Source organism: Saccharothrix algeriensis, from assembly GCF_016907655.1.
In the GTDB taxonomy this organism is placed as follows: Bacteria; Actinomycetota; Actinomycetes; order Mycobacteriales; family Pseudonocardiaceae; genus Actinosynnema; species Actinosynnema algeriense.
Map to the genome: position 1 here is coordinate 214,021 of NZ_JAFBCL010000001.1, position 21,765 is coordinate 235,785.

The window sequence follows — 21,765 nt, forward strand, 5'->3', positions numbered from 1 at the left end:
TCCTCCGGGAGGGTTGACACCGCCAACGATATTGCGGGATGTTGACGCTCGTCAAGATGACGAGATATCGCGCAGGGTGGCGAGGGAGCAGCCATGACGACGTACGGCGACGACGTGCTCGGCCGGGCCCGCGTGACCGACAACGCGGACCTGCGCGCCTACTACGACAAGCTCGCCCGGCTCGACGCCGGGGCGCTGTGGACGGTCGCCAACAGGATCGAGCCCTGGTTCCCGCAACCGGAGTCGGTGCCGGTCAAGTGGGGCTACCGGGAGCTGCGCCCGCTGGTGCTGGAAGCGCTGCGGCTGGTCAGCGGCGACGACGCGGGCCGCCGCGTGGTGGCGCTGTACAACCCGAGGCGGCGTGACATCGCGGCGACCGTCGGGCTGCTCTACAGCGGCCTGCAGGTCATGGGGCCGGGCGAGTCGATGACCGCGCACCGGCACCGGGCCGCCGCCCTGCGGTTCGTGCTGGAGGGCACCGGGGCGTGGACGGTCGTGGACGGCCAGAAGCTCCGGGTCGGTCCCCGCGACTTCGCCATCACGCCCAACTGGACCTGGCACGAGCACGGCAACGAGGGCGACGACGGGCCGGTGATCTGGCAGGACGGCTTGGACATCCCGCTGGTCAACGCGTTGGACGCCGGGTTCTACGAGGTCCACCCCGACCTGCGCCAGGAGCAGGAGGGGATCACGAACTCCTCGCTGCACGTCTACGGCGCCGGGCAGCTGCGGCCCTTCGGCGACCCGTGGCGCCGCAACCACTCGCCGCTGCTGGCCTACCCGTGGGAGCCGACCTACGAGGCGCTGCTCAACGCCGCCAAGGCCACCGACGGCTCACCGTACGACGGCGTCATCATGGAGTACAGCAACCCGCTGACCGGCGGGTCGGTGATGCCGACGATGAGCGCCCACATGCAGTTGCTGCGGCCCGGCGAGGCCACCCTCGCCCACCGGCAGGTCGGCTCGAAGATCTACACCGCCGCCAAGGGCAGCGGGCACTCGGTGGTCGCCGGCGCCCGCGTCGACTGGACCGAGGGCGACATCTTCTGCGTCCCGTCCTGGGCGTGGCACGAGCACGCCAACGCGAGCCGGTCCGACGACGCGTGCCTGTTCTCCTTCAACGACTTCCCGGTGATGCGCGCCCTCGGCTTCTTCCGCGAGGAGGCGTACCCCGACCACGGCGGCCACCAGCCGGTCGCCTGACGGAACGGACACCCCATGCTGCTGGTCACCTTCTCCACCGGCGACGGCCGCCGACGCCTCGGCGTCCGCACGCGGACCGACGTCGTCGAGGTCGGCGCGCTGGCCCCCGACGCGCCGGACACCCTCCTGGACGTCGTGCGCGACGACGCCGCGGACGCCGTCGCCGCGCTGCTGTCGGGCCCGGTCCCGGACACCGCGCGGCACCCGGTCGACCGCGTGCGCCTGCACGCGCCCCTGCGGCCGGGCAAGATCGTCGCGGTCGGGCTGAACTACACCGAGCACGTCGCCGAGTCCGCGCGGGCCCTGGACACCGCGCGCGAGCTGCCCCAGCGCCCGGTGCTGTTCTGCAAGCCCGCCACCGCCGTCATCGGCCCCGACGAGGCGATCGAGCACGACGCGGCGCTGACCGCGCAGCTGGACTGGGAGTGCGAGCTCGCCGTGGTGATCGGCCGCGCGGCGCGGCGGGTCGCGCCGGAGCGGGCCATGGAGCACGTGTTCGGCTACAGCGTCCTCAACGACATCAGCGCGCGCGACCAGCGGCGCGGCGGGTTGTGGTTCTACTCCAAGGGCCAGGACACCTACGCGCCGTTCGGCCCCGCGGTCCGCACCGCGGGCGACGTGCCCGACCCGCACGCGCTCGACCTGTCCCTGCGGGTCAACGGGGAGGTCAAGCAGGAGTCCAGCACGCGGTTCATGCTGTTCCGCATCCCCGAGCTGATCGCCGACATCAGCGCGGGCATGACGCTGGAGCCCGGTGACGTGATCGCCACCGGCACGCCGTCGGGCGTCGGGGCCGGCCGCTCGCCGCAGCAGTGGCTGCGGCCCGGCGACGTGGTGGAGGCGACCGTGCAGCACATCGGCACCCTGCGCAACCCGGTGGTGGCCGCGCCGTGAGCCGCCACCACCGCGTCGGCCGGATCGCGCCCGCCGCGACCGCGCACCGGCCGGCGCGGGCGCTCGACCCGCCCGCGCCCGGCGCGGGCGCGCCGCCGGCCGGCGGCCACGCGGAGACCCCCTGCCGACACCGGCGCCCCGCACCCGGGAAGGAGTGCAGCCGATGCCCCCGTCACGCTCCGCCCACGTCGACACGTTCTGCCGGGACCACCTCCCGCCGCCCGAGCAGCAGCCCGAGTTCCTGTTCGACCTGCCGGAGCTGCGCTACCCCGAGCGCCTGAACTGCGCGCACCTCCTGCTGGACGACGCGATCCGCCGGTTCGGCCCGGACCGGCCCTGCCTGCGCACCCCGACCGGGACGTGGACCTACGGCGACCTGGCGCGGCGCAGCGACCGCATCGCCCGCGTGCTGACCGAGGACTTCGGCCTGGTGCCGGGCAACCGGGTGATGCTGCGCGGCCCCAACAACCCGGAGACGGTGGCCGCGTGGCTGGCCGTGGTGAAGGCGGGCGGCGTCGCGGTGACCGTCATGCCGCTGCTGCGCGCCCGGGAGATCGCCGAGCTGGTCGAGCTGACCGGGCCGAGCCTGCTGCTGGCCGACCACCGCTTCACCGACGACCTGCCGGCCGGGCCGGGCGGCCCGGCCGTGCTCGCCTACGGCGGGGACGGCCCGGCGGACCTCAGCGCGCTCGCACCGTCCAAACCGGACGGTTTCGCCTGGGTGGACACCGCGGCGGACGACGTCGTGCTGCTCGCGCCGACCTCCGGCACCACCGGCCGGCCCAAGGCCACCATGCACTACCACCGGGACGTGCTGGCGTGCGCGGACACGTTCGCCCGGCACGTGCTCAAGCCCGAGCCCGACGACGTGTTCACCGGCACGCCGCCGATCGGGTTCACCTTCGGCCTCGGCGGGCTCGTCGTCTTCCCGCTGCGGTTCGGCGCGTCGACGCTCCTGCTCGAACGCGTCACGCCCGACGGGCTCGCCGACGCCGTCGCCGCGCACGGCGCGACCGTGCTGTTCACCGCGCCCACCGCGTACAAGGCGATGCTCGCCGCCGGCAAGGCCAGCGCGCTGACCGGGCTGCGGCGCTGCGTGTCCGCGGGCGAGCACCTGCCCGCGTCCACCTGGGAGCACTTCCACCGCGCCACCGGGCTGCGCGTCATCGACGGCATCGGCGGCACCGAGCTGCTGCACATCTTCATCTCCGCGGCCGACGACGACATCAGACCCGGCGCGACCGGGCGGGCGGTGCCCGGCTTCCGGGCCGCCGTGCTGGACGACGACGGCCGGCCCGTGCCCGACGGCGTGCCCGGCCGGCTCGCGGTGAAGGGGCCGACCGGGTGCCGCTACCTCGCCGACGAGCGCCAGCGCCACTACGTGCGGCACGGCTGGAACATCACCGGCGACACCTACGTCCGGGACGCCGACGGCTACTTCTGGTTCCAGGCCCGCGACGACGACCTGATCGTCTCGGCGGGCTACAACATCGCCGGGCCCGAGGTGGAGGCGGCGCTGCTCGACCACCTCGACGTCGCCGAGACCGCCGTCGTCGGCGCGCCGGACGCCGACCGCGGCTCGGTGGTGTGCGCGTTCGTCGTGCTGCGGCCGGGAGTCCGCGGCGACGAGGCGAAGGCCGCGGAGCTGCAGGCGTTCGTCAAGGCCGCGATCGCGCCCTACAAGTACCCGCGGCGCGTCGAGTTCACCGCCGCGCTGCCGAAGACGCCGAGCGGGAAGGTCCAGCGCTACCGGCTGCGGGAGCTGGTCGGAAAGCCGGCGGCGCCCCCCGGTGGCGCGCTGCTACCGTGACGCCGTGACGAGTGGACCGGGCGACGCGGGGTTCGCCGACGGCGACGCGCTCGCGAAGGCGGCCCAGCCCCGGCAGTTCATCGTGACGCTGTACGGCCTGTTCTCGCGCGGGCACGGCGACTGGCTCTCGGTCGCGTCCGTGGTCGGCCTGCTCGGCGAGCTGGGCATCGACGAGGCCGCCGTGCGCTCGTCGATCTCCCGGCTCAAGCGGCGCGACGTCCTGCAGGCCGAGCGCCGCGCCGGCGCCGCCGGGTACGCGCTGTCCCCGGCGGGCCGGGCGATCCTGCGGGAGGGCGACCACCGCATCTTCCGGCGCAAGCGCGCGACGCCCGCCGACGGCTGGCTGCTGGCCGTCTTCTCGGTGCCCGAGGCCGAGCGGCACAAGCGGCACCTGCTGCGCTCGCAGCTGAGCAGGCTCGGCTTCGGCACGGCCGCGCCCGGCGTCTGGATCGCGCCGGCCCACCTGCACGAGCCGACCGCCGACGTCCTGCGCAGCCAGGGCCTGCACGGCTACGCCGACCTGTTCCGCGCCGACCACCTCGCGTTCGGCGACCTGGCCGGGAAGGTCCGCCGGTGGTGGGACCTGGACCAGCTGGAGGCGCTGTACTCGGCTTTCCTCACCGAGCACGCGCCGGCCCTGGACCGCCGGCGGGTCACCGGGAGCCGGGCGTTCGCCGACTACGTCCGCCTGCTCACCGACTGGCGGCGGCTGCCCTACCTCGACCCCGGCCTGCCCGAGGAGCTGCTGCCGCCGGACTGGATCGGCATCCGCGCGGCGGAGCTGTTCTTCGCGCTGCAGGACCGGCTGGAGGAACCGGCCCGCGCCCACGGCACGCGGGTGATCGGGGGCTGAGCCGCCCGCGGCTCACCGCGTGCCGGTCCGGCGGCGGACCAGCAGGGCGGCGGTCCACAGGACGTCGACGGCCAGGACGACCGCCCAGACCCGACCCGCTCCGTAGAGGAACGCGCCGAAGCCCTCCCGCTCGACGCGGCCGAGGAGCACCGGGCCGATGTCGCGGGTGAGCAGGTCGCGCACCCACGACAGGTCGAAGAACGCCAGCACCACCTGGGCCGCGGCGAACAGTCCGGTGTGGACCGCGAGGTCCGAGGACAACGCGGCCGGGCCCTTCACCGGTTTCCCCCCGCCCCCGCCGGGCGCGGTGGGCTCCGGGGCCGCGGGCTCGCCCCGCGGCGCGGGGGTCGCCTCGGCGGGTCGGGGCGTGGCGGGGGCGGTCGAGGACTCCCCCGCCCCGGTGGACGGAGCCTCTGTGGACAGCGCCTCTGTGGACGGAGCCCCGGCGGACGGGGGCACGGCGGACGGGGGCACGGCGGACGGGGGCTCGGCGGGAGCGGGCGGCGGGAACTCCCGGACGCCCAGGCGGCGGACCGCGCGCGGCACCACGACCGCGCCGGCCAGGATCATCCCGCCCGCGACCAGGCAGGCCACCCGCCAGTCCGCCCCGTCGTACAGCGCGCCCGCCACCAGGCTGCCCACCAGCGCCCCGACCAGGCAGGCCGACTCGTACACGCCCATCCCGCGCCCGACCTGCCCGTCCGACGCCTCGGCGATCACCGCCTGCTGGACCGGCATCACCGCCGCCCACGCCAGCCCGCTGAGCACCCACAGGCCCGCGATGACCGCCGGGCTCGGGGCCCACGCCAGGCCGACCGCGAACGCGCAACTGGCCAACGACGCCGCCACCAGCACGCGCGACCGGCCGAACCGCACCACGTAGCGGTGCAGGCGCCCCGCGGCCAGGCTCATCGCGATGGCGCCGGGCAGGAACACGTACGCGATCTGCTGCACCTGCAACCCGAACCCGCGCTGGAGGTGCAGCAACAGCAGCAGCGCCACCGCGGCCTCGGCCGCCATCGTCATCGCCACGGCGAACAGCATCGGCCGCAACCGCCGCCCCACCGCGCCGAGGCCGGCCGCCACCGCGCCGCCCCGCCCGTCACCGGCCCCACCGACGCCGACCCCACCGACACCGGCCCCACCGACCCGGGCGGCCCGCCGGGGCGCGGTGGCCAACAGGCCGGCCGCCACCGCGCACGCCGCCGCGCACGCCCAGAACAGCCCGGCGAACCCGATCACGCCCAGCAGCGCCATCCCCGCCACGAAGGCCACCCACGACCCGGTCTCCTCGGCCGTCAGCAGGCGCGGGAACACCGCCGAGTCCTCGGCGAGCCGCTCGCTGACCAGCGCCCGCACGGCCACCCAGAGCAGCGCGCCGCCCGCGCCGCCCACCGCCGCCGCGCCGTAGGCCACCGGGAGGTCGTCCGCCAGCGCGTACCCGGCGCACGACAGCCCGTACAGCAGCGCGCCGGCGGCGGCCACCGACCGCCGCTCGAACCGGTCCGCCAGCACGCCCGCCACCGGCCGGACCACCACCGACAACGCCATCTCCACGGCCATCAGCACGCCGACCCCGGTCGCGCCGAGCCCGAGCGCGACACCCGCCCACAGCGGCAGGACGAAGTCGATCAGCTCGGTCGGCCCGTTGGTGAGCGTCGCCGCCCACAACGCCCGCCGCTCCCGTCGGCGCGCGTCCCCCTCGCTCGCACCCACAACTCCCCCTCGAAACACCGAACAACGTTCGATCAACTCCGAACGGTATACTGGGTTTCGCCATGAACGCAAAGAACCAGGCACTGGAACTGCTGTGGAACGGTGACCGGCGGCCCGCCAGGGGCCCGCAGCGCGGTCTCACGATGGAGCGCATCGTCGCCGCCGCGATCGAGGTCGCCGAGCAGGAGGGCCTCGCGGCGCTGTCCATGCGCCGGGTCGCCACGCGGCTGGGCGTCGGCACCGCCTCCCTCTACACCTACCTGCCGGGCCGCACCGAGCTGGAAGCGCTGATGCTGGACGCGATCGGCGCGGAGGACCCGCTGCCGCACGAGTGGCCCGGCGGCTGGCGGGAGAAGGTCCAAGCCTGGGCGCGGTCGGACTGGACCGCGTTCCGCCGCCACCCCTGGGTGCTCCAGCTGATGGCCACCAGCCCCGTCCCGGGCCCGAACACGCTGCGCTGGCTCGACTCGGCCCTGCTCGTCCTGGCCGACACCGCCCTGACCGAGGCCGAGAAGGTGGCGGTGGTGGAGTCGGTCGACGCCTACGTGCGCGGCGTGGCCCGCCTCCAGGTCGACACCGACGCCAACGCCGGGGACCCGGCCGAGGCCGACCGGGTCAACGAGGCGCTGGGCCGGCTGGTGGACTTCACCCGGTACCCGGCGCTGGAGCGGGCGCTGCGGGCCGGGGTGGCGCCGTGGTCGGGCGACCAGTTCGAGTTCGGCCTGCAGCGGCTGCTCGACGGCGTCGAATCCCTGATCGCCGCTCGCGCGGCCGGGTGACGCCGCGGGCGGGCCGCGGTCAACGGCCCAGCGAGGCCCGCACCCGGCCGATCACGGCGTCCTCGTCGCGGCCCACGCGCCCGTCGGCCGAGGCGACCTTCTCGCACATCCCGACCACGGCGTCCGCGAACCGCTCGGCCTCCGCCGCCGACCGCTGCGACAGCAGCGCCGCCGAGGCGCGCAGCGCGGCCAGCACACCGGCCTCGACGTCCTCGACCGACCCGCTCGGCAGCTCCGGCGCGCCGGCGTCGACGGCCTCCCGGACGGCGGCCGGCAGGGTGGCCATCGCCTCGACACCGGCGTGGCTCTCCTGGTCGAGCGCGCCCTCCTCCGCCACCGACACCAGCACCATCGCGCCGTAGACCGCCGTGCGCAAGGTGCGCCCCTCCTCGTCCGTGAAAGCCCTCATGCGGACAACCTTAGAGCCGGCGGGCGCGCGCCCGCGGCCGGTCGGCGCACCGCGCGCCGCGGCGCGGAGGGCGCCGCCGGGAGCCCGAGCCGTCACGCGGGAGGAGCGCCGGTGATCACCGCGGCCGGTGCAGCGCCAGCAGTTCGGCGACCGTCGCGAAGCGGTAGCCGCGCTCGCGCAGGCCGTCCACGATCGGCCCCAGCGCCTCCCGCGTCGCCGCCCGGCCCGGGTACATGCCGTGCAGCAGCACGATCGACCCGGGCCGGACCTGGTCGAGGGTGTCGCGCACCAGGTCGCCGGCGGGGCGGGCGGCGTCCGCCGAGTCCGGCTCGACGTCCCACGTGACGGTCCTGCGGTGGTGCCGGTCCAGGTAGCGCGGCAGCGCGAGGAGCTTCTTCCCGTTCGGCGGCCGGAAGGTGATCTCCCCGGCGTAGCCGGTGGCGCGGATCAGCGCGTCGGTCCGCTCGACCTCGTCCGCCACCCGGTCCGGCGACATGAGCACCATCCGCTCGTGCGCGTAGGAGTGGTTGCCGATCTCGTGGCCGGCGTCGGCGATCGCGCGGCCGAGGTCGGGGTGCGCCGCCAGTTCGCGCCCGGTCAGGTAGAAGGTGCCGCGGACGCCCTTGGCCGCCAGCACCTCCAGCAGGGGGCGCGTGCCGGCCGGGTCGGGGCCGTCGTCGAACGTCAGCGCCACCACCCGGTCCGCCGTCTCGACCCTGCTGGTGAGCCCGCCGTAGAGCTGGAACGTGCGCGCGTTGGCCAGCGCCGACACCCCCACCGCCCCCAGCGGCAGCAGCACGAGGACGACCAGGGCGACCCGGGTCCACCGACGGGCTCGGCGACCGGTGGGCAGCAAGCGCATCGGGCCATCCTGGCCGATCACGGTCCGTAGTCGATCATCGTCCCGGGTAACCCCTTCGGCCCACCGCGCCGCCCGCGGCGTCACCGCCCGGCCTACCAGCGCTTCCGGTGACGATCACCGCCGGAACACCCCGGCGATCCGGTCGCGCGCTAGGCCGGTCGAGCGGTCGATGAGCCGGTTCGGTGGATCCCGCCACTCCAGCCAGCTACCCGAATGAGTGAAAACAGACCCGATCGGCCGCACCGCACGTTACCTTTTTGTGACCGTCAAGGTGTACTCAACCGGGCCGAAACGCACACGTTCCGGGTGAAGACGGGGGATCGTGTCCACTGCGACGACGGGAGGGCCGAGTGGCGATCCAGTTCATCAGAAGGCAGCTGGGAGCGCGACAGGCGGGGGGAGCCGACGTCGAGCCCGCGGTGAGGCTGCGGGTTCCGGCGGAACTGCTGGACCGGCACCGGGGCCGGGTGCTCGAACCCGGCGCGGAGGTGGCGGCCGGCCGCCCCGCGCCCCGGTCGACGGCCTACCGGCAGCGGGTGCTGCTGGTGCCCGACGACGTGCTGCGCGACCAGGCGGGCATCGGCGCGGTCCGGCAGGTGCTCAACGGGGCCGGGCTCGACCTGGACGCCCCGGAGGCGGGCAGCGGTCGGACGCCGCGCCCCGTGGTGCTGCGCCCGCTGGAGGGCGGGCACGAGGTCGACTCGTGGGCCGCGCTGCAGGCGCTGCGCACCGCCGCGGACGACGACGGCACGCCGCTGGACCGGGCGGTGGTCGACCGCATCTCGCTGGAGCACCTGGTGTTCAGCGCCGTGACCATCACCGGGACGCCCTGGGACACCAACGGCGACGTGGTCGACCGGTCCTACAGCCGGTCGTCGCGGGGCTCGGCGCGGGTGCCGGTCGCGCTCGCGGCGGAGCCGCCGGACCGCGGCGAGGTCGGCACGGAGCAGTTCGCCCGGCGGCCGGTGGTGGCCGTGCTGGACTCCGGGATCGGCCCGCACCCGTGGTTCGGCCTGGCCGACCGCACGTGCGAGCTGCCGGCGGGCGGGTTCCTCTCGGTGCTGCCCGAGGCGCAGGAGGTCATCCGCCGCAACGGCGACGCCACCTGCGCCGACGACCGGGTCCAGGCCCTGGCCGACCACTGGGACGTGCCGGCCGTGTCGGACCAGCTGATCCGCGACGTGGACAGCAACACCGGCCACGGCACGTTCATCGCGGGCATCATCCGGCAGGCCGCGCCGCGCGCCGACGTGCTCGCCGTCCGCGTCATGCACAGCGACGGCATCGCCTACGGCTCGGACGTGATCGCCGCGCTGGAGGCGATCGCGCGGCGGGTGGAGCGCGCGCAGGAGCAGGGCCGGCCCGAGGAGATGGTCGACGCCGTGTCGCTGTCCATGGGCTACCTCGACGAGTCGCCCGCCGACGCCGCCTACACCACGCACCTGTCCGAGGTGGTCGGCCGGCTGGTCGAGCGGGGCGTGCTGGTGCTCGCCGCGTCGGGCAACAACTCCACCTGCCGGCGGTTCTACCCGGCGGCGCTGGCCGAGCTGCCCGAGGCGCCGGGCGCCGGGCCGGGCGTGATCAGCGTCGGCGCGCTGAACCCGAACGGCACCAAGGCCGGGTTCTCCAACGACGGCGGGTGGGTGACCTGCTGGGCCACCGGCGCGGGCGTGGTCAGCACGTTCCCGACCGACGTCGCCGGGCCGCGGCAGCCGGAGCTGGCCGACGCGCACCGCAGCGGGCTCGACCCGGACGACTTCCGGGGCGGGTTCGCGGTCTGGGACGGGACGTCGTTCGCGACGCCGCTGGCCGCCGCCGCGGTGGCCAACGCGCTGATCGACGTGGCGGCGGCGGACACCGGCCTGAGCCTGGCCGACGTCGACCGGGACACGGTGGTCAAGCGGGCCTGGGCGGCGCTGGAGCGCTGCTATGAGCAGTACGAGGTCTGACCGACGGCGGACCGGCGGCGAGCCCCTCGGCGGTTACGAGGGGCTCGCCGTGCTGTTCGAGTCCGCGCGCGGCGGCGACCGCCGGGCGCTCGGGCTGATCGCCGAGGAGCTGACGCCGCTGCTGTGGCAGGTCGCGCGGGCGCAGGGGCTGGACCGGGAGCGCAGCGCGGACGCCGTCCAGACCGCCTGGCTGCGGCTGCTGGGGTCGTTGTCGGACATCCGCTCCCCCGTCGCGCTGACCGGGTGGCTGGTGACGGTGACCAGGCGCGTGGCGTGGCGGATGCGCGACGAGCTGCGGTCCGGGGACCTGCCCGGCGGGCCGCCCGACGAGCAGGTGCCCGACCCCGCGCCGCCGCCCGAGGAGCAGGTCGTGTCCGCCGATCGCCGCAGGCGGCTGTGGTCGGCGGTGAGCAGGCTGTCGCACCGCTGCCGGGAGCTGCTGCGGGTGGTGGCGTTCGTCCGGCGGCCCGAGTACGGGGAGATCAGCGCCGCCCTCGGGATGCCCAAGGGCAGCATCGGCCCGACCAGGGGCCGGTGCCTGGCCCAGCTGCGCAGGCAGCTGCTCGCCGACGACGAGGGGAGCTGGCGGTGAACCCGGTCGACCCGGACGGTCCCGACGGCGGGCCGGACGAGCTGGACGCCCGCGTGCTGCGCGAGGTCCGCGCGCTGTGGGAGGCGGCCGACCCGGTGCCCGGCGACCTGCTGGACCGCATCCGGTTCGCCGTGGAGCTGGCCGACCACGACGTCGAGGTGGCGTGGCCGGCCGAGCACCGCGAGGTGGCGGGCGTGCGGGGCGACGTGCGCTCCCGGCTGGTCACCTTCACCGGCGACGCCCTGGACTTCGTGGTCAACGCGCAGAGCCTGGGCGACGGGACGCTGCGCGTGGACGGCTGGGTGTCGCCGCCGGGCGCGCACCCCGTCGAGGTCCGGACCCCCTCCGGGACGCTGCGGACCGCTTCCGACGACGAGGGGCGCTTCGCGCTGGAGCGGGTGCCGGCGGGCCTGGTCCAGTTCGTGATCCGGCCGGAGGGCCGGGGCGGTGCCGTGAGCACACCGACGATGACACTATAGGTCCGGTGAGCGACCGTGTGCGGAACCTGCATCAGCGCGCGATCGAGGAGATCAACAGCGGCCGGCCGGCGGTCGGGGCGCGGCTGCTGCGCGAGGCGTTGCGGTCGAGCGACCGCTCGGAGCCGCTGACCGCGCGGCTGCTGGGCACGTTGGCCGCCGCCGAGGTGGCCCAGGGCAACACCGGCCGGGCGCTGGAGCTGCTGGACGAGGCGGAGGAGGTCGTCGCCGCGGAGGACCGGCACCTGCTGCTGTCGCAGCGGGCGCTGGTGTCGGTGCTGACCGGCCGGATGGACGACGCCCTGACGCTGTTCGACGACGCGATCCTGCGGTTGCGGCGCTCGGAGCAGAAGGCGGCGCTGGCGCGGGTGCTGCTCAACCGCGGGATGCTGCACCAGATCGCGGGGCGGGTGCGGTTGGCGCTGGCCGACCTGGACCAGTGCGCGCAGCTGGGCGCGTCGCTGGGGTCGGCCGAGGGAATGCCGCGCACCGTGGCCAAGGCCGTGCACGGCCGGGGTCAGTGCCGGGTGCTCACCGGGGACATCCCGGGGGCGCTGCGGGACTTCGACCTGGCCGCGGAGGTCTACGCCGAGCACGGCCCGGGGATGCTGGTGGTGCTGGCCGGCGACCGGGCGCGGGCGCTGCTGGCGGCGGGGCTGCCCAGCGAGGCGGCCACGGAGCTGGACTCGTTCCTGCAACGGGTGCCGCAGCTGCGGATGGGGCACGAGCACGCCGAGGCGGAGCTGACCATGGCGCGGGCGCGGCTGGCGGCCGGGGACCCGGCGCAGGCGCGGTCGTGGGCGGCGCGGGCGCGGCGGCACTTCCAGCGGCGGCGCAACGACACCTGGGCGGCGGTGGCCGAGCTGGTGGTGCTGCGGGCGGAGTTCGCCGCGGGCAACGACGCGGTGCGGGTGGCGCGGTCGGCGGCCCGGCTGGCGCAGCGGCTGCGCCGGCTGGGGCTGCGCAACGACGCGGAGGAGGCCGACCTGCTGGCCGCCCGCACCTACCTGGCGCGGGGCCTGCCGGAGCAGGCGCGGGCGCACCTGTCGGGCCGGGACCGGCCCGGCGCGCCGCTGGCGAACCGGTTGCTGCGCAGGCTGGTGCTGGCGGAGTTCGGCGCGGCCGCCGGCGACCGGGGGCGGACCTTCGCCCAGGCGCGGGCGGGGTTGGCCCTGCTGCGCGAGCACCGCCGCCGGTTCGGCAGCCTGGACCTGCAGACCGGCACCACCTCGCTGGGCGGCGAGCTGGCGCGGGCGGGCCTGGCGGCGGCGTTGGACGACGGCCGCCCCGAGGTGGTCCACCGGTGGCTGGAGCGCTCGCGCGCGCAGGCGTTCCGCTTCCCCCCGGTGCGCACGCCCGCCGACGAGCACACCGTCGACGCCGTGGCCGCGCTGCGGCAGCTGGCCCGCGAGTCGCGCGCCGCCGAGCTGAAGGGCCGTCCGGACCCCGACGCGCTGCGCCGGGCCCGCCAGCTCGAGCGCGAGATCCGCGCCAAGGGCTGGCGCACCGACGGCGCGGGCGAGCGGCACACCGAGGTCGGCTTCGCCGAGGTGAAGGCGGAGCTGGCCGACTCCGACAGCGTGCTGGTCAGCTTCCTGACCGACGGCGACCGCCTGCTGGCCCAGGTCGTGGGCGACCGCCACGCCGACCTGCTGGCGCTGGGCGCGACCGCGACGGTGTTCGAGGCGATCGCGCGGCTGCGCAGCGACCTGGACGCCGCCTGCGGCCGGCGCCTGCCGCCGTCGCTGCAGCAGGTCATCCACACCTCGATCCGCCGCCAGCTGGCGACCCTGTCCGAGCACCTGCTCGACCCGCTGCTGGGCGTGATCGCCGACCACAGCGTCGTGCTGGTGCCCACCGGCGCCCTGTCGGCGATGCCGTGGAGCCTGCTGGACTGCCTGCGCGGGCGGCCGGTCACCGTCACGCCCTCGCCCTCGGCCTGGGTCACGGCCAAGCGCACCACCCGCCCGCCCGGTCCGGTGCTGCTGGTCGGCGGCCCGAACCTGGAGCACTCCTCGGACGAGGTGCGGCGGCTGTCCCGGCTCTACCCGGGCAGCAACGTCCTGGACGGCCAGGACGCCACCGTGGACAACACCCTGGCGGCGATCGGCAACTGCGGCCTGGCGCACTTCGCCTCCCACGGCCACCACGAGCAGGAGAACGTCCTGTTCTCCCGCCTGGACCTGGTCGACGGCCCCCTGATGGCCCACGACGTGCACCAGCTGACCACCGTGCCCGACCACGTGGTGCTGTCCTCCTGCGACATCGGCCAGGCCGTCGTCCGCGCCGGCGACGAGATCCTGGGCTTCACCGCCGCCCTGCTCTACAGCGGCAGCCGCACCGTGGTCTCCAGCGTCGCCCGGGTCGACGACGAGGCCGCGGTCGAGGTGATGACCGCCTACCACCGGGCCCTGACCCGCGGCGTGCCACCGGTCAAGGCCCTCGCCCAGGCCACCGAACCCGAACCCCTGATGCCCTTCGTCTGCCACGGCTGGGGCGGCTGACCGCCGCGGCGGCCCGGCCGCTCGCCGCGGTCCGCGGCGGATCAGGCGGGTGGCGTCCAGACGTACGGGGTGGTGGTCGTGACGGCGGTGAAGCCCAGGCGTCGGAGGATCGGCCGGCTGTCCTCGGTGGCGTCCACGCTGAGGTAGCGGGTCCCCCGGGCCGCCGCCAGGCGGGCGCGCAGGGCCACCAGGGCGCGGTAGATCCCCCGCCCGCGCCACTGCGCCAGCGTCGAACCGCCCCACAGCCCGGCGAACTGCGTGCCCGGCTCGAACTCCAGCCGCGCCGAGGAGACCACCCGGCCGGCCGCCTCCGCGACGACCACCGCGATCCGGCCCGGGTCCGCCCGCACGCGGTCGATCAGCTCGGCGGCGAGCCACGCCCGGTCGTCACCCCAGACCTCGGACATCATCTCCGCGACGCGGTGCATGTCGGCGTCCTCGGAGGTCTGCCGGACGGTCACGCCGGCGGGCGACGACGTGGTCCGGGCCAGCTCCGCCGCCTCGCCGATGAGCACGGTCTCGGGCTGCTCCGGGACGAAGCCCGCCGCCGCCAGCCGGCGGGGCAGGTCCGCCGGCAGGTCGTGGCCCCTGGTCTTCCACTCCACCGCTTCGCCGCGCGCGGCGAAGAAGTCGCGCTGCCGGGCGATCAACGCGTCCAGCCCGGCGCCGGTCAGGCCGAGGTCGCGCGAGCCGTTGACGAAGCCCCGGCGCCGGTGACCCACGACGCGGACGACCGGGCCGTCCTGCTCCGCGTGCGCGCCGGGCGGCAGGTTCGCCGTCTCCGCCGGGCGCACCTGCTCGTCGTACAGGGCCAGGAGGTCTCCGCTGTCGGGCACCGGGACACGCTAGCCGCCGCGCGCCGGGTCCCGGCCACCGGATTTCCGGCCCCGGCAGCCGCGCACGAGTCGCACAAACCTTCAAGACCGACGCCGCCGCCGTGGGCTACAAACCCCGCAGGTCCACACCGGGAGGGGCGCGCATGGTGCAGGCGGGGTTCATCGGACTGGGCGTCATGGGTCAGCCCATGGCCCTCAACCTGGCGCGTTCCGGCGTGCCCCTGGTGGTGTGGAACCGCACCGCCGACCGGTGCGCACCCGTCGCCGCCGCCGGGGCGCGGGTCGCCGACGGGCCGGCGGAGGTGTTCGCGCGGGCCGAGGTGGTCCTGCTGATGCTGGCCGACGAACCCGCCGTCGACACCGTCCTCGCCCGCGGCACCCCCGACTTCGGCGCCCGGTGCCGCGGTCGGACCGTCGTGCAGATGGGCACGATGCCCGCGCCGTACTCGGCCGCCCTGGCGGCCGAGGTCGAGGCCGCCGGCGGCAGCTACGTCGAAGCGCCGGTCTCGGGGTCCCGTGGTCCCGCCGAGGCCGGCACGCTGGTCGCGATGGTCTCCGGCGGCGACGTCGAACACCTGCGGCCGCTGCTCGCGCCGATGTGCTCCGACATCGTGGACTGCGGACCGGTGCCCGGCGCGCTGCTGATGAAGTTCGCCGTCAACCTCCACCTGATCACGATGGTGACCGGGCTGGCGGAGGCTTACAGCTTCGCCGAGGCGCACAAACTGGACCCGGCGGTGTTGACCCGGATCCTGGCCGCCGGCCCCATGGCGTCCCAGGTGTCCCGGGCGAAGGCGGCGAAACTGCTGGCGGGCGACTTCACCGTCCAGGCCGCGGCCCTCGACGTGCTGAAGAACAACCGCCTCATCGCCGAAGCCGCCCGCGCCGCAGGGGTCGCCTCCCCCCTGCTCGACGTCTGCCACGCGCTGTTCGGGGAAACCGTGGAACAGGGCCACGGCGCAGAGGACATGGCAGCAGTGATCCGAGCAATCCGCACCAGAACCACCAACGCCCCCACACCGGCCCCCGATCGACAACCCCAGCTTTAGCCCGCAGTTCTGCTTGCGGCTCGCCCTTCGCCCTTGGCCCTTCGCCCTTGGCCCTTGGCACGCCCCGTGCAGACCGGTGCTCTCGTGTTCTCCCCGTATGGCCTGCCCGGAGGGCTACCATGCTTTCTTGGGGGGTGCAAGCACGCTTTTCGCTTGCACCCCCCAAGAAAGCATGGTCGTCTTTGACAGGTCATGCGGGGAGAACACGACCGCTCTTTCTTTTCCTTCTCCTTGGCGGCCTGCCTGTCCGGCGAGGACTCTTTAAAGCTCTTCAGCTTAGATCGGTACGGCCCCTAATCTCACCCGGATCGGTGCGGGACCCAAGTATGAAGAGCGGCCGAGAGGCCCCCAAGGAGGAGGGAAGTGCGTCGTGTTCTCCCCGTACGGCCTGCCGGAGGCAATCATGTTTTCCGGGGGGCGTCAAGCGAAAAGCGTGCTTGACGCCCCCCGGAAAACATGATTGGGCTGCGCCCAGGCCGTACGGGGAGAACACGAGGCACACGGCTGCGCTGAACAGCGCCGCCGCGCGGGGCGCGGCTTGAGGCGAGAGCTTGAGCGCCGCCCCCTCCCCCCCACCACCACCTCACCGACCGGTCTCGGCGCGCACGGCCGCCACCCAAGCGGCCGGCGTCAGTCCGTAGGCGCGCTTGAACATGCGAGTCAAGTGGCTCTGGTCGGCGAAGCCCGCCGCCACCGCCACCTCGCCCAGCGGGCGGCCCGCGCGCATCAGCCGGCGGGCCAGGTCGAGTTGGCGCATGGTGCGGAACCGGGTCGGGCTGGTGCCGAAGGCCGCGCGGAACTGCCGCGCGATCGCCCACCGGTCCAGGCCGGCGACCCGCTCCAGCTCCGCCACCGGGTGCCGGGTGGTCACGTCGTCGAGCAGCAGGGCCCGCACCCGCCGCACCGCGTCGAGGTCGATCGCCCGCCGCCCGGCCGCACCCCGGGTCGGGCCGTCCGCCGAGTGCCTGGCGAGCAGGTCGGCCACCGCCGTGGCGACCTCGGCGGCCTCCGCGTCGTCCAGCGCGTCGTCGATGTGCGCCAGCCACCCGGCGACCGCGCGCCCGACCCGCGGCGAGCGGATCACCGGGTCGGCCACGAACGGCAGCGGGCGACCGCCCAGCGCGTCCTGCACCAGGGCCGGGTCGAGGTAGAGGATCCGGTAGCCGAAGCCGTCCTCGGTGCCCGCCGCGCCGTCGTGCACCTCGTCGGGGTGCAGCACGTGCCACTCCCCCGGCAGGCAGTGCCGCGCGGCTCCCCGGTAGCGGAACGTCTGCACGCCGGACAGGGTGATGCCGATGGCGTAGGTGTCGTGCCGGTGCGGCGAGAAGGCCGCGCCCTCCAGCGCCGCCTCCATGCGCTCGATGCCGACCGCGCCGCCGCCGAACCGCAGCCGCTGCCCCGGCCGGTCGTCGGTCAGCGCCCGCGAGGGCGTCCACACCCCGCCGCGCCCCGCTCCCGTCCGCACGGGCACCAGGTTATCGCCGCCGGCCGGGCCGCCGCCCCCGGCTACGGCAGGGCCCGCGCCAGGATCCCGGCGAAGTCCGCGCCCGCCGGCAGGGTCCCGAACGCGTAACCGCCACCGCCGAAGCGGGTGGCGCAGAACGCGTCCGCGACGGCCGCCGGGGCGTGCCGGACGAGCAGGGACCCCTGCAGCGCCAGCGCCACCCGCTCCACCAGCCGCCGCGCCTGCGTCGCCGCGCCGGCCGCGCCCGCCGCGCCGGCCAGCTCCGCCCCGATCCGGGCGACGGCGGCGTCCAGCCGTCGGTCGCCGCCGCGCGCCGCCGCCAGTTCGGCCATCAGCGCCTCCGCCGCCGACGGCTCCCGGCCCAGCACCCGCAGCACGTCGAGCGCGTTGACGTTGCCCGAGCCCTCCCAGATCGAGTTCAGCGGCGCCTCCCGGTACAGCCGGGGCATCCCGGAGTCCTCCACGTACCCGTTGCCGCCCAGGCACTCCAGCGCCTCGGCCGCGAACGCCGGCGCGCGCTTGGCCACCCAGTACTTGCCGACGGCGGTCGCGATGCGGCGGAACGCGCGCTCGCCCTCGTCACCCCGCGCGGCCCGGTCGACCGCGCCGGCCAGCCGCAGGGTCAGCGCGGTCGCGGCCTCGGACTCCACCGCGAGGTCGGCCAGCACGTTGCGCATCAGCGGCTGGTCGAGCAGCCGCGCCCCGAACGCCACCCGGTGCGCCGCGTGGTGCCCGGCCTCGACCAGGGCCTTGCGCATCAGCGCCGCCGAGCCCGCCACGCAGTCCAGCCGGGTGCAGTTGACCATCTCGACGATGGTCCGCACGCCCCGCCCCTCGGGGCCGACCAGCCAGCCGAGGGTGCCGTCGAACTCCGGCTCGGACGAGGCGTTGGAGCGGTTGCCCAGCTTGTCCTTCAACCGCTGGACGCGGAACGGGTTGCGGGTGCCGTCGGGCAGCACGCGCGGCACCAGGAAGCACGACAGCCCGCCGGGCGCCTGGGCCAGGACCAGGAACAGGTCGCACATCGGGGCCGAGGTGAACCACTTGTGGCCGCGCAGGGCGTGGACGCCGTCCTCCCCGGTCGGCGTCGCGGTGGTGGTGTTGGTGCGCACGTCGGAGCCGCCCTGCTTCTCGGTCATCCCCATGCCGGCCAGCAGCCCGCGCTTGGTGGTCGGCACGCGCAGCCCGGGGTCGTACACGCGGCTGGTCAGCAGCGGCTCGTACACCGCCGCCAGGTCCGGTCGGGCGCGTAGCGCGGGCACCACCGCGTAGGTCATCGCCACGGGGCAGGCGTGCCCGGCCTCGGTGTGGCCCCAGACGAGCAGCCCGGCGTACCGGGCGACGTGCGCGCCGGGCCGGTCGTCGGCCCACGCCGAACCCGCGTTGCCCTCGGCCACCGCGACCCGCAGGAGGTGGTGCCAGGAGGGGTGGAAGTCCACCTCGTCGACCCGGTTGCCGTACCGGTCGTGGGTGCGCAGCACCGGTTCGACCGCGTTGGCCTCCTCCGCCCACCGCTGCGCCTCGGGGCTGCCCGCGTGCCGCCCGAGGCGGCGCAGGTCAGCCTCCGCCCAACCGGCGCCCTCGCGCCGCAGGCCCTCCAGCAGCGCGGCGTCGGCCGAGGCATCGTAGGGCGCGATCGGCGGCGGCTGGTTGGTGACCTCGTGGGTGGCCGAGAAGAGCGCGGTGGGGACCATGGCGCGAGTATTACCCCTTCGCGACGATCACAGCAATACTGCAATACCGGGATCGGCTACCATCGCCGCCGGACGAGGGGACTGGTGTGACGCCGCAGATCGCGCTGCGCCCGCTGACCGCGCGCTCGGTCGTGCTCAGCGTGCTGCTCGGCACGCACCCGCCGGAGCTGCCGGTGCGCGACCTGGTCCGCGCCGCCACCCTGTTCGCCATCAGCGACGCCACGCTGCGCGTCGCCCTGACCCGGATGGTCGCGGCGGGCGACCTGGAGCGGACCGGGTCGACCTACCGCCTCTGCGACCGGCTCGTGCGGCGGCAGCGGCGGCAGGACGAGGCGGTCGAGGCCGCCGCCCTGGACTGGGACGGCTCGTGGGAGGTCGTCGCCGTGACGGCGACCGGGCGCAGCCCGGCGGACCGCGCGGCGCTGCGGACCCGGCTGACCGCGCTGCGCCTGGGCGAGCTGCGCGAGGGCGTGTGGCTGCGGCCCGCGAACCTGCCGCCCGCGTGGCCGGCCGACCTCGCCGACGTGGCGCGGCGCTTCCGGGCCGTCCCGGAGGCCGACCCGGGCGGGCTGGCCCGCGACCTGTGGGACCTCGACGGCTGGTCCGCGCGCGCCGCGGCGCTGGTGCGGCTGTTCGACACCGCCGACCGGCCGGCCGACCGGTTCACCGTCGCGGCGGCCGTCGTCCGGCACCTGCTCGCCGACCCGATCCTGCCCGACGCGCTGCTGCCCCGCTCCTGGCCCGCCGGCGAGCTGCGCGCCGCCTACCACCGGTACCGGGCGGAGTTCACCGCCCTCACCCACGCCGCCCGGCGGGGCTGACCGCGCCCCGCGCGAGCGGTGCGGGGCGCCGGGACCACCCGCCCGCGCGCGGGCGGACGAGCCGTCGACCGGGTGCTGCACCTGGGGACCGTCGGCCACCCGCCCGCGCGCGGGCGGACGAGCCGGCGGGCGCTACTGTCACCGCCGTGTACGTCAAGCTGTGCGGGTTGCGCACCACCGCCGACGTGGCCGCCGCCGTCGAGGCCGGGGCCGACGCGGTCGGTTTCGTCTTCAGCCCCAGCGCCCGGCAGGTCGACCCGGGCACCGCGCGCCGGCTCGTGCGGGAGGTGCCCGGCCACGTGCTCTCGATCGGGGTGTTCAGCGGTGTCCCGGCGCCGGAGGTGCGCCGCCTGGCCACCGAGGCCGGCGTCGCCGCGGTCCAGCTGCACGGCGACTACCCGCGCTCGGCGTTCACCGAGGTCGCGGCCTCGGGCGTGACCCTGGTCCGGGCCGTCCCGCTGGAGCCGGGCACCGACGTGCGGGTCGGCGCGCACGGCGAGGCGATGCTGCTGCTGGACTCCCCGGTGGCCGGTTCGGGCCGGCGGTGGGACCTGGCGGCGCTCGACGGCGCGCGGCCGGAGGGCCGGTGGCTGCTGGCGGGCGGCCTGGGCGTGGCCGACGTCGCCGAGGCCGTCACCCGCGCCCGCCCGTGGGGCGTCGACGTGTCCAGCGGCATCGAGAGCAGCCGCGGGGTCAAGGACCACGGGCTGATGCGCGAGTTCGTCGCCGCGGCGCGCAGCGCCTGACCCGGGCGCGGCGCCCGCCGGGCCGCGGAACCTTCCGGCGCTGCGGTCCGACCGCACCGAGCCCCGCCTGGAGCGCACCGCGTTCCCCTAGGCTCCCCCCATGATCAGGTCACGTCGCTGGATCCCCTTGGCCGTGGGGGTCGTCGCCGTGCTGGGCGGGTGCACCACGCAGGTGGCCGGGGCGCCGGTCCCGGTGCCGGACCCGACCTTCCAGCCCTCCCCGACCGCCGAGCCCACCGCGGAGAACCTGCTCGGCGACCTGGCCTCGCTCGACCCGTGCGGGCTGATCGACCCGGCCGACCTGGCCCCGGTCGGCACGGCGGCGCTGGACACGCCGCGCTCGCTGGACTACTGCGCGCTCACCCTCACCACGCCCGGGGGCGCGAAGCTGGAGCTCTCCGTGGGGATGCTCACCCGGCTCGACTCCGAGGACGAGCTGGTGGCGGACTACCGGGAGTACGGCGACCTGCGGATCGCCGCCGAGACGGGGGGCGCGACCTGGTGCACCCACCACGTGGTGTTCACCGGGCTGGTGGCCCTGAGCGCCTCGGTGGACAACTACACCGACGGCAGGGCGACGCCCGCCGAGATGTGCGGCGTCGCCGACCACGCCGCCCGCGCCGTCGCCGACCGCCTCGCGAAGGGGGAGGAGGTCGAGCACCGGACGCTCCCGGTCGACTCGCTCGGCCGGCTCGACGCGTGCGCCGCCGTGGTCGGCGTGACCGTCGCCAAGGTGCCCGGCCTGGAGAAAGCGGAGATCGAGCGGTACCCGGCGGGTCACCAGTGCCGGTGGAGCAGGGACGGCGGCGCGGACCCGCCCAGGCTGCGCGTCACCTACACGGTGGGCGTCCCGACCGCGGCGGACGGCCGGCACACCGCGATCGAAGAGGTCTCCGGGCGCAGGACGGCGGTCAGCAGGTCCAGCACGGCGTCGGCGGCGCTGTGCGCGGCCGAGACCGCGCACATCGCGTTCGACGGCGGCGAGGGGTTGCGCGAGCTGGCGGTCGTGGTGGTGACCCTGCCGCAGGGCGACCAGATCGACCAGGCGTGCACGGCGGCCAAGGCGGTCGCGGCGGAGGTGTGGCCGCGGCTGCCGCGGTGAGCGGG

Annotated in this window: 19 protein-coding genes; 13 read left to right on the forward strand and 6 right to left on the reverse strand. The window is 75.8% G+C overall.

What is annotated here, in order from left to right; all coding sequences use genetic code 11:
- The first annotated feature begins 93 nt into the window (after positions 1–93).
- The 4 genes from JOE68_RS00825 to JOE68_RS00840 all read left to right on the forward strand — a co-directional run bounded on the left by JOE68_RS00825 (position 94) and on the right by JOE68_RS00840 (position 4,760).
- Positions 94–1,203 carry a cupin domain-containing protein gene (locus JOE68_RS00825; protein ID WP_204840424.1) on the forward strand — a complete coding sequence of 370 codons (1,110 nt, stop codon included), beginning with the start codon at positions 94–96 and terminating at the stop codon, positions 1,201–1,203.
- A gap of 15 nt (positions 1,204–1,218) precedes the next feature.
- Positions 1,219–2,097, forward strand: coding sequence for a fumarylacetoacetate hydrolase family protein (locus tag JOE68_RS00830; protein ID WP_204840425.1), 879 nt, complete (start codon positions 1,219–1,221; stop codon positions 2,095–2,097).
- Positions 2,098–2,260: 163 nt separating this feature from the next.
- Complete coding sequence (locus tag JOE68_RS00835; protein ID WP_204840426.1) at positions 2,261–3,907, forward strand: AMP-binding protein; 1,647 nt, start codon at positions 2,261–2,263, stop codon at positions 3,905–3,907.
- 4 nt (positions 3,908–3,911) lie between these two features.
- Positions 3,912–4,760 carry a PaaX family transcriptional regulator gene (locus JOE68_RS00840; RefSeq protein ID WP_204840427.1) on the forward strand — a complete coding sequence of 283 codons (849 nt, stop codon included), beginning with the start codon at positions 3,912–3,914 and terminating at the stop codon, positions 4,758–4,760.
- Positions 4,761–4,772: 12 nt separating this feature from the next.
- Here the strand turns inward: JOE68_RS00840 and JOE68_RS00845 are convergent, their stop codons facing one another.
- A complete protein-coding gene (locus JOE68_RS00845; RefSeq protein WP_204840428.1) occupies positions 4,773–6,476 on the reverse strand; it encodes an MFS transporter in 1,704 nt (567 codons plus the stop codon).
- 62 nt (positions 6,477–6,538) lie between these two features.
- Here JOE68_RS00845 and JOE68_RS00850 point away from each other — a divergent pair, with 62 nt between their 5' ends.
- A complete protein-coding gene (locus JOE68_RS00850) occupies positions 6,539–7,255 on the forward strand; it encodes a TetR/AcrR family transcriptional regulator (protein ID WP_204840429.1) in 717 nt (238 codons plus the stop codon).
- 19 nt (positions 7,256–7,274) lie between these two features.
- On the opposite strand, the gene JOE68_RS00855 is transcribed toward JOE68_RS00850, so the two are convergent.
- Complete coding sequence (locus JOE68_RS00855; protein ID WP_204840430.1) at positions 7,275–7,664, reverse strand: hypothetical protein; 390 nt, start codon at positions 7,662–7,664, stop codon at positions 7,275–7,277.
- A 115-nt stretch (positions 7,665–7,779) separates the two neighbouring features.
- Positions 7,780–8,526, reverse strand: coding sequence for a polysaccharide deacetylase family protein (locus JOE68_RS00860; RefSeq protein WP_204840431.1), 747 nt, complete (start codon positions 8,524–8,526; stop codon positions 7,780–7,782).
- Between the two features lie 419 nt (positions 8,527–8,945).
- On the opposite strand from JOE68_RS00860, the gene JOE68_RS00865 reads away from it, so the two are divergent.
- The 4 genes from JOE68_RS00865 to JOE68_RS00880 are packed head-to-tail and all read left to right on the forward strand — an operon-like array spanning position 8,946 to position 14,047.
- Positions 8,946–10,475 carry a S8 family serine peptidase gene (locus JOE68_RS00865; RefSeq protein WP_204840432.1) on the forward strand — a complete coding sequence of 510 codons (1,530 nt, stop codon included), beginning with the start codon at positions 8,946–8,948 and terminating at the stop codon, positions 10,473–10,475.
- A complete protein-coding gene (locus JOE68_RS00870; RefSeq protein ID WP_204840433.1) occupies positions 10,456–11,067 on the forward strand; it encodes an RNA polymerase sigma factor in 612 nt (203 codons plus the stop codon). The genes JOE68_RS00865 and JOE68_RS00870 overlap by 20 nt, the downstream gene beginning before the upstream one ends.
- The gene (locus tag JOE68_RS00875; RefSeq protein ID WP_204840434.1) at positions 11,064–11,546 is read left to right on the forward strand and encodes a hypothetical protein; all 483 of its coding nucleotides are present in this window, start codon (positions 11,064–11,066) and stop codon (positions 11,544–11,546) included. Before JOE68_RS00870 ends, JOE68_RS00875 begins: the two co-directional genes overlap by 4 nt.
- 5 nt (positions 11,547–11,551) lie before the next feature.
- On the forward strand, positions 11,552–14,047 hold the full coding sequence (locus JOE68_RS00880; protein ID WP_307819405.1) for a CHAT domain-containing protein: 2,496 nt from the start codon (positions 11,552–11,554) through the stop codon (positions 14,045–14,047).
- 41 nt (positions 14,048–14,088) lie between these two features.
- On the opposite strand, the gene JOE68_RS00885 is transcribed toward JOE68_RS00880, so the two are convergent.
- Positions 14,089–14,883 carry a GNAT family N-acetyltransferase gene (locus JOE68_RS00885; protein WP_204840435.1) on the reverse strand — a complete coding sequence of 265 codons (795 nt, stop codon included), beginning with the start codon at positions 14,881–14,883 and terminating at the stop codon, positions 14,089–14,091.
- Between the two features lie 143 nt (positions 14,884–15,026).
- Between JOE68_RS00885 and JOE68_RS00890 the strand changes: the two genes are divergently transcribed.
- On the forward strand, positions 15,027–15,932 hold the full coding sequence (locus JOE68_RS00890) for an NAD(P)-dependent oxidoreductase (protein WP_204840436.1): 906 nt from the start codon (positions 15,027–15,029) through the stop codon (positions 15,930–15,932).
- Positions 15,933–16,515: 583 nt separating this feature from the next.
- Here JOE68_RS00890 and JOE68_RS00895 read toward each other — a convergent pair.
- Complete coding sequence (locus JOE68_RS00895; RefSeq protein WP_307819407.1) at positions 16,516–17,397, reverse strand: helix-turn-helix domain-containing protein; 882 nt, start codon at positions 17,395–17,397, stop codon at positions 16,516–16,518.
- Positions 17,398–17,438: 41 nt separating this feature from the next.
- Positions 17,439–19,091, reverse strand: a complete 1,653-nt coding sequence (locus tag JOE68_RS00900; RefSeq protein ID WP_204840437.1) for an acyl-CoA dehydrogenase family protein — start codon at positions 19,089–19,091, stop codon at positions 17,439–17,441.
- Between the two features lie 86 nt (positions 19,092–19,177).
- On the opposite strand from JOE68_RS00900, the gene JOE68_RS00905 reads away from it, so the two are divergent.
- From JOE68_RS00905 to JOE68_RS00915, 3 genes are all read left to right on the forward strand, one after another.
- Positions 19,178–19,912 carry a PaaX family transcriptional regulator C-terminal domain-containing protein gene (locus JOE68_RS00905; RefSeq protein WP_307819409.1) on the forward strand — a complete coding sequence of 245 codons (735 nt, stop codon included), beginning with the start codon at positions 19,178–19,180 and terminating at the stop codon, positions 19,910–19,912.
- A 146-nt stretch (positions 19,913–20,058) separates the two neighbouring features.
- Complete coding sequence (locus JOE68_RS00910) at positions 20,059–20,658, forward strand: phosphoribosylanthranilate isomerase (RefSeq protein WP_204840438.1); 600 nt, start codon at positions 20,059–20,061, stop codon at positions 20,656–20,658.
- 100 nt (positions 20,659–20,758) lie between these two features.
- On the forward strand, positions 20,759–21,760 hold the full coding sequence (locus tag JOE68_RS00915; protein ID WP_204840439.1) for a DUF3558 family protein: 1,002 nt from the start codon (positions 20,759–20,761) through the stop codon (positions 21,758–21,760).
- Positions 21,761–21,765: the final 5 nt, after the last annotated feature.

What these genes read in the sequence shown, in the direction of transcription:
- JOE68_RS00825 (WP_204840424.1), top strand. Translation starts at nt 94, where the DNA reads ATGACGACGTACGGCGACGACGTGCTCGGCCGGGCCCGCGTGACCGAC.
- JOE68_RS00830 (WP_204840425.1), top strand. Translation starts at nt 1,219, where the DNA reads ATGCTGCTGGTCACCTTCTCCACCGGCGACGGCCGCCGACGCCTCGGC.
- JOE68_RS00835 (WP_204840426.1), top strand. Translation starts at nt 2,261, where the DNA reads ATGCCCCCGTCACGCTCCGCCCACGTCGACACGTTCTGCCGGGACCAC.
- JOE68_RS00850 (WP_204840429.1), top strand. Translation starts at nt 6,539, where the DNA reads ATGAACGCAAAGAACCAGGCACTGGAACTGCTGTGGAACGGTGACCGG.
- JOE68_RS00855 (WP_204840430.1), bottom strand. Translation starts at nt 7,664, where the DNA reads ATGAGGGCTTTCACGGACGAGGAGGGGCGCACCTTGCGCACGGCGGTC.
- JOE68_RS00860 (WP_204840431.1), bottom strand. Translation starts at nt 8,526, where the DNA reads ATGCGCTTGCTGCCCACCGGTCGCCGAGCCCGTCGGTGGACCCGGGTC.
- JOE68_RS00870 (WP_204840433.1), top strand. Translation starts at nt 10,456, where the DNA reads ATGAGCAGTACGAGGTCTGACCGACGGCGGACCGGCGGCGAGCCCCTC.
- JOE68_RS00890 (WP_204840436.1), top strand. Translation starts at nt 15,027, where the DNA reads ATGGTGCAGGCGGGGTTCATCGGACTGGGCGTCATGGGTCAGCCCATG.
- JOE68_RS00900 (WP_204840437.1), bottom strand. Translation starts at nt 19,091, where the DNA reads ATGGTCCCCACCGCGCTCTTCTCGGCCACCCACGAGGTCACCAACCAG.
- JOE68_RS00915 (WP_204840439.1), top strand. Translation starts at nt 20,759, where the DNA reads ATGATCAGGTCACGTCGCTGGATCCCCTTGGCCGTGGGGGTCGTCGCC.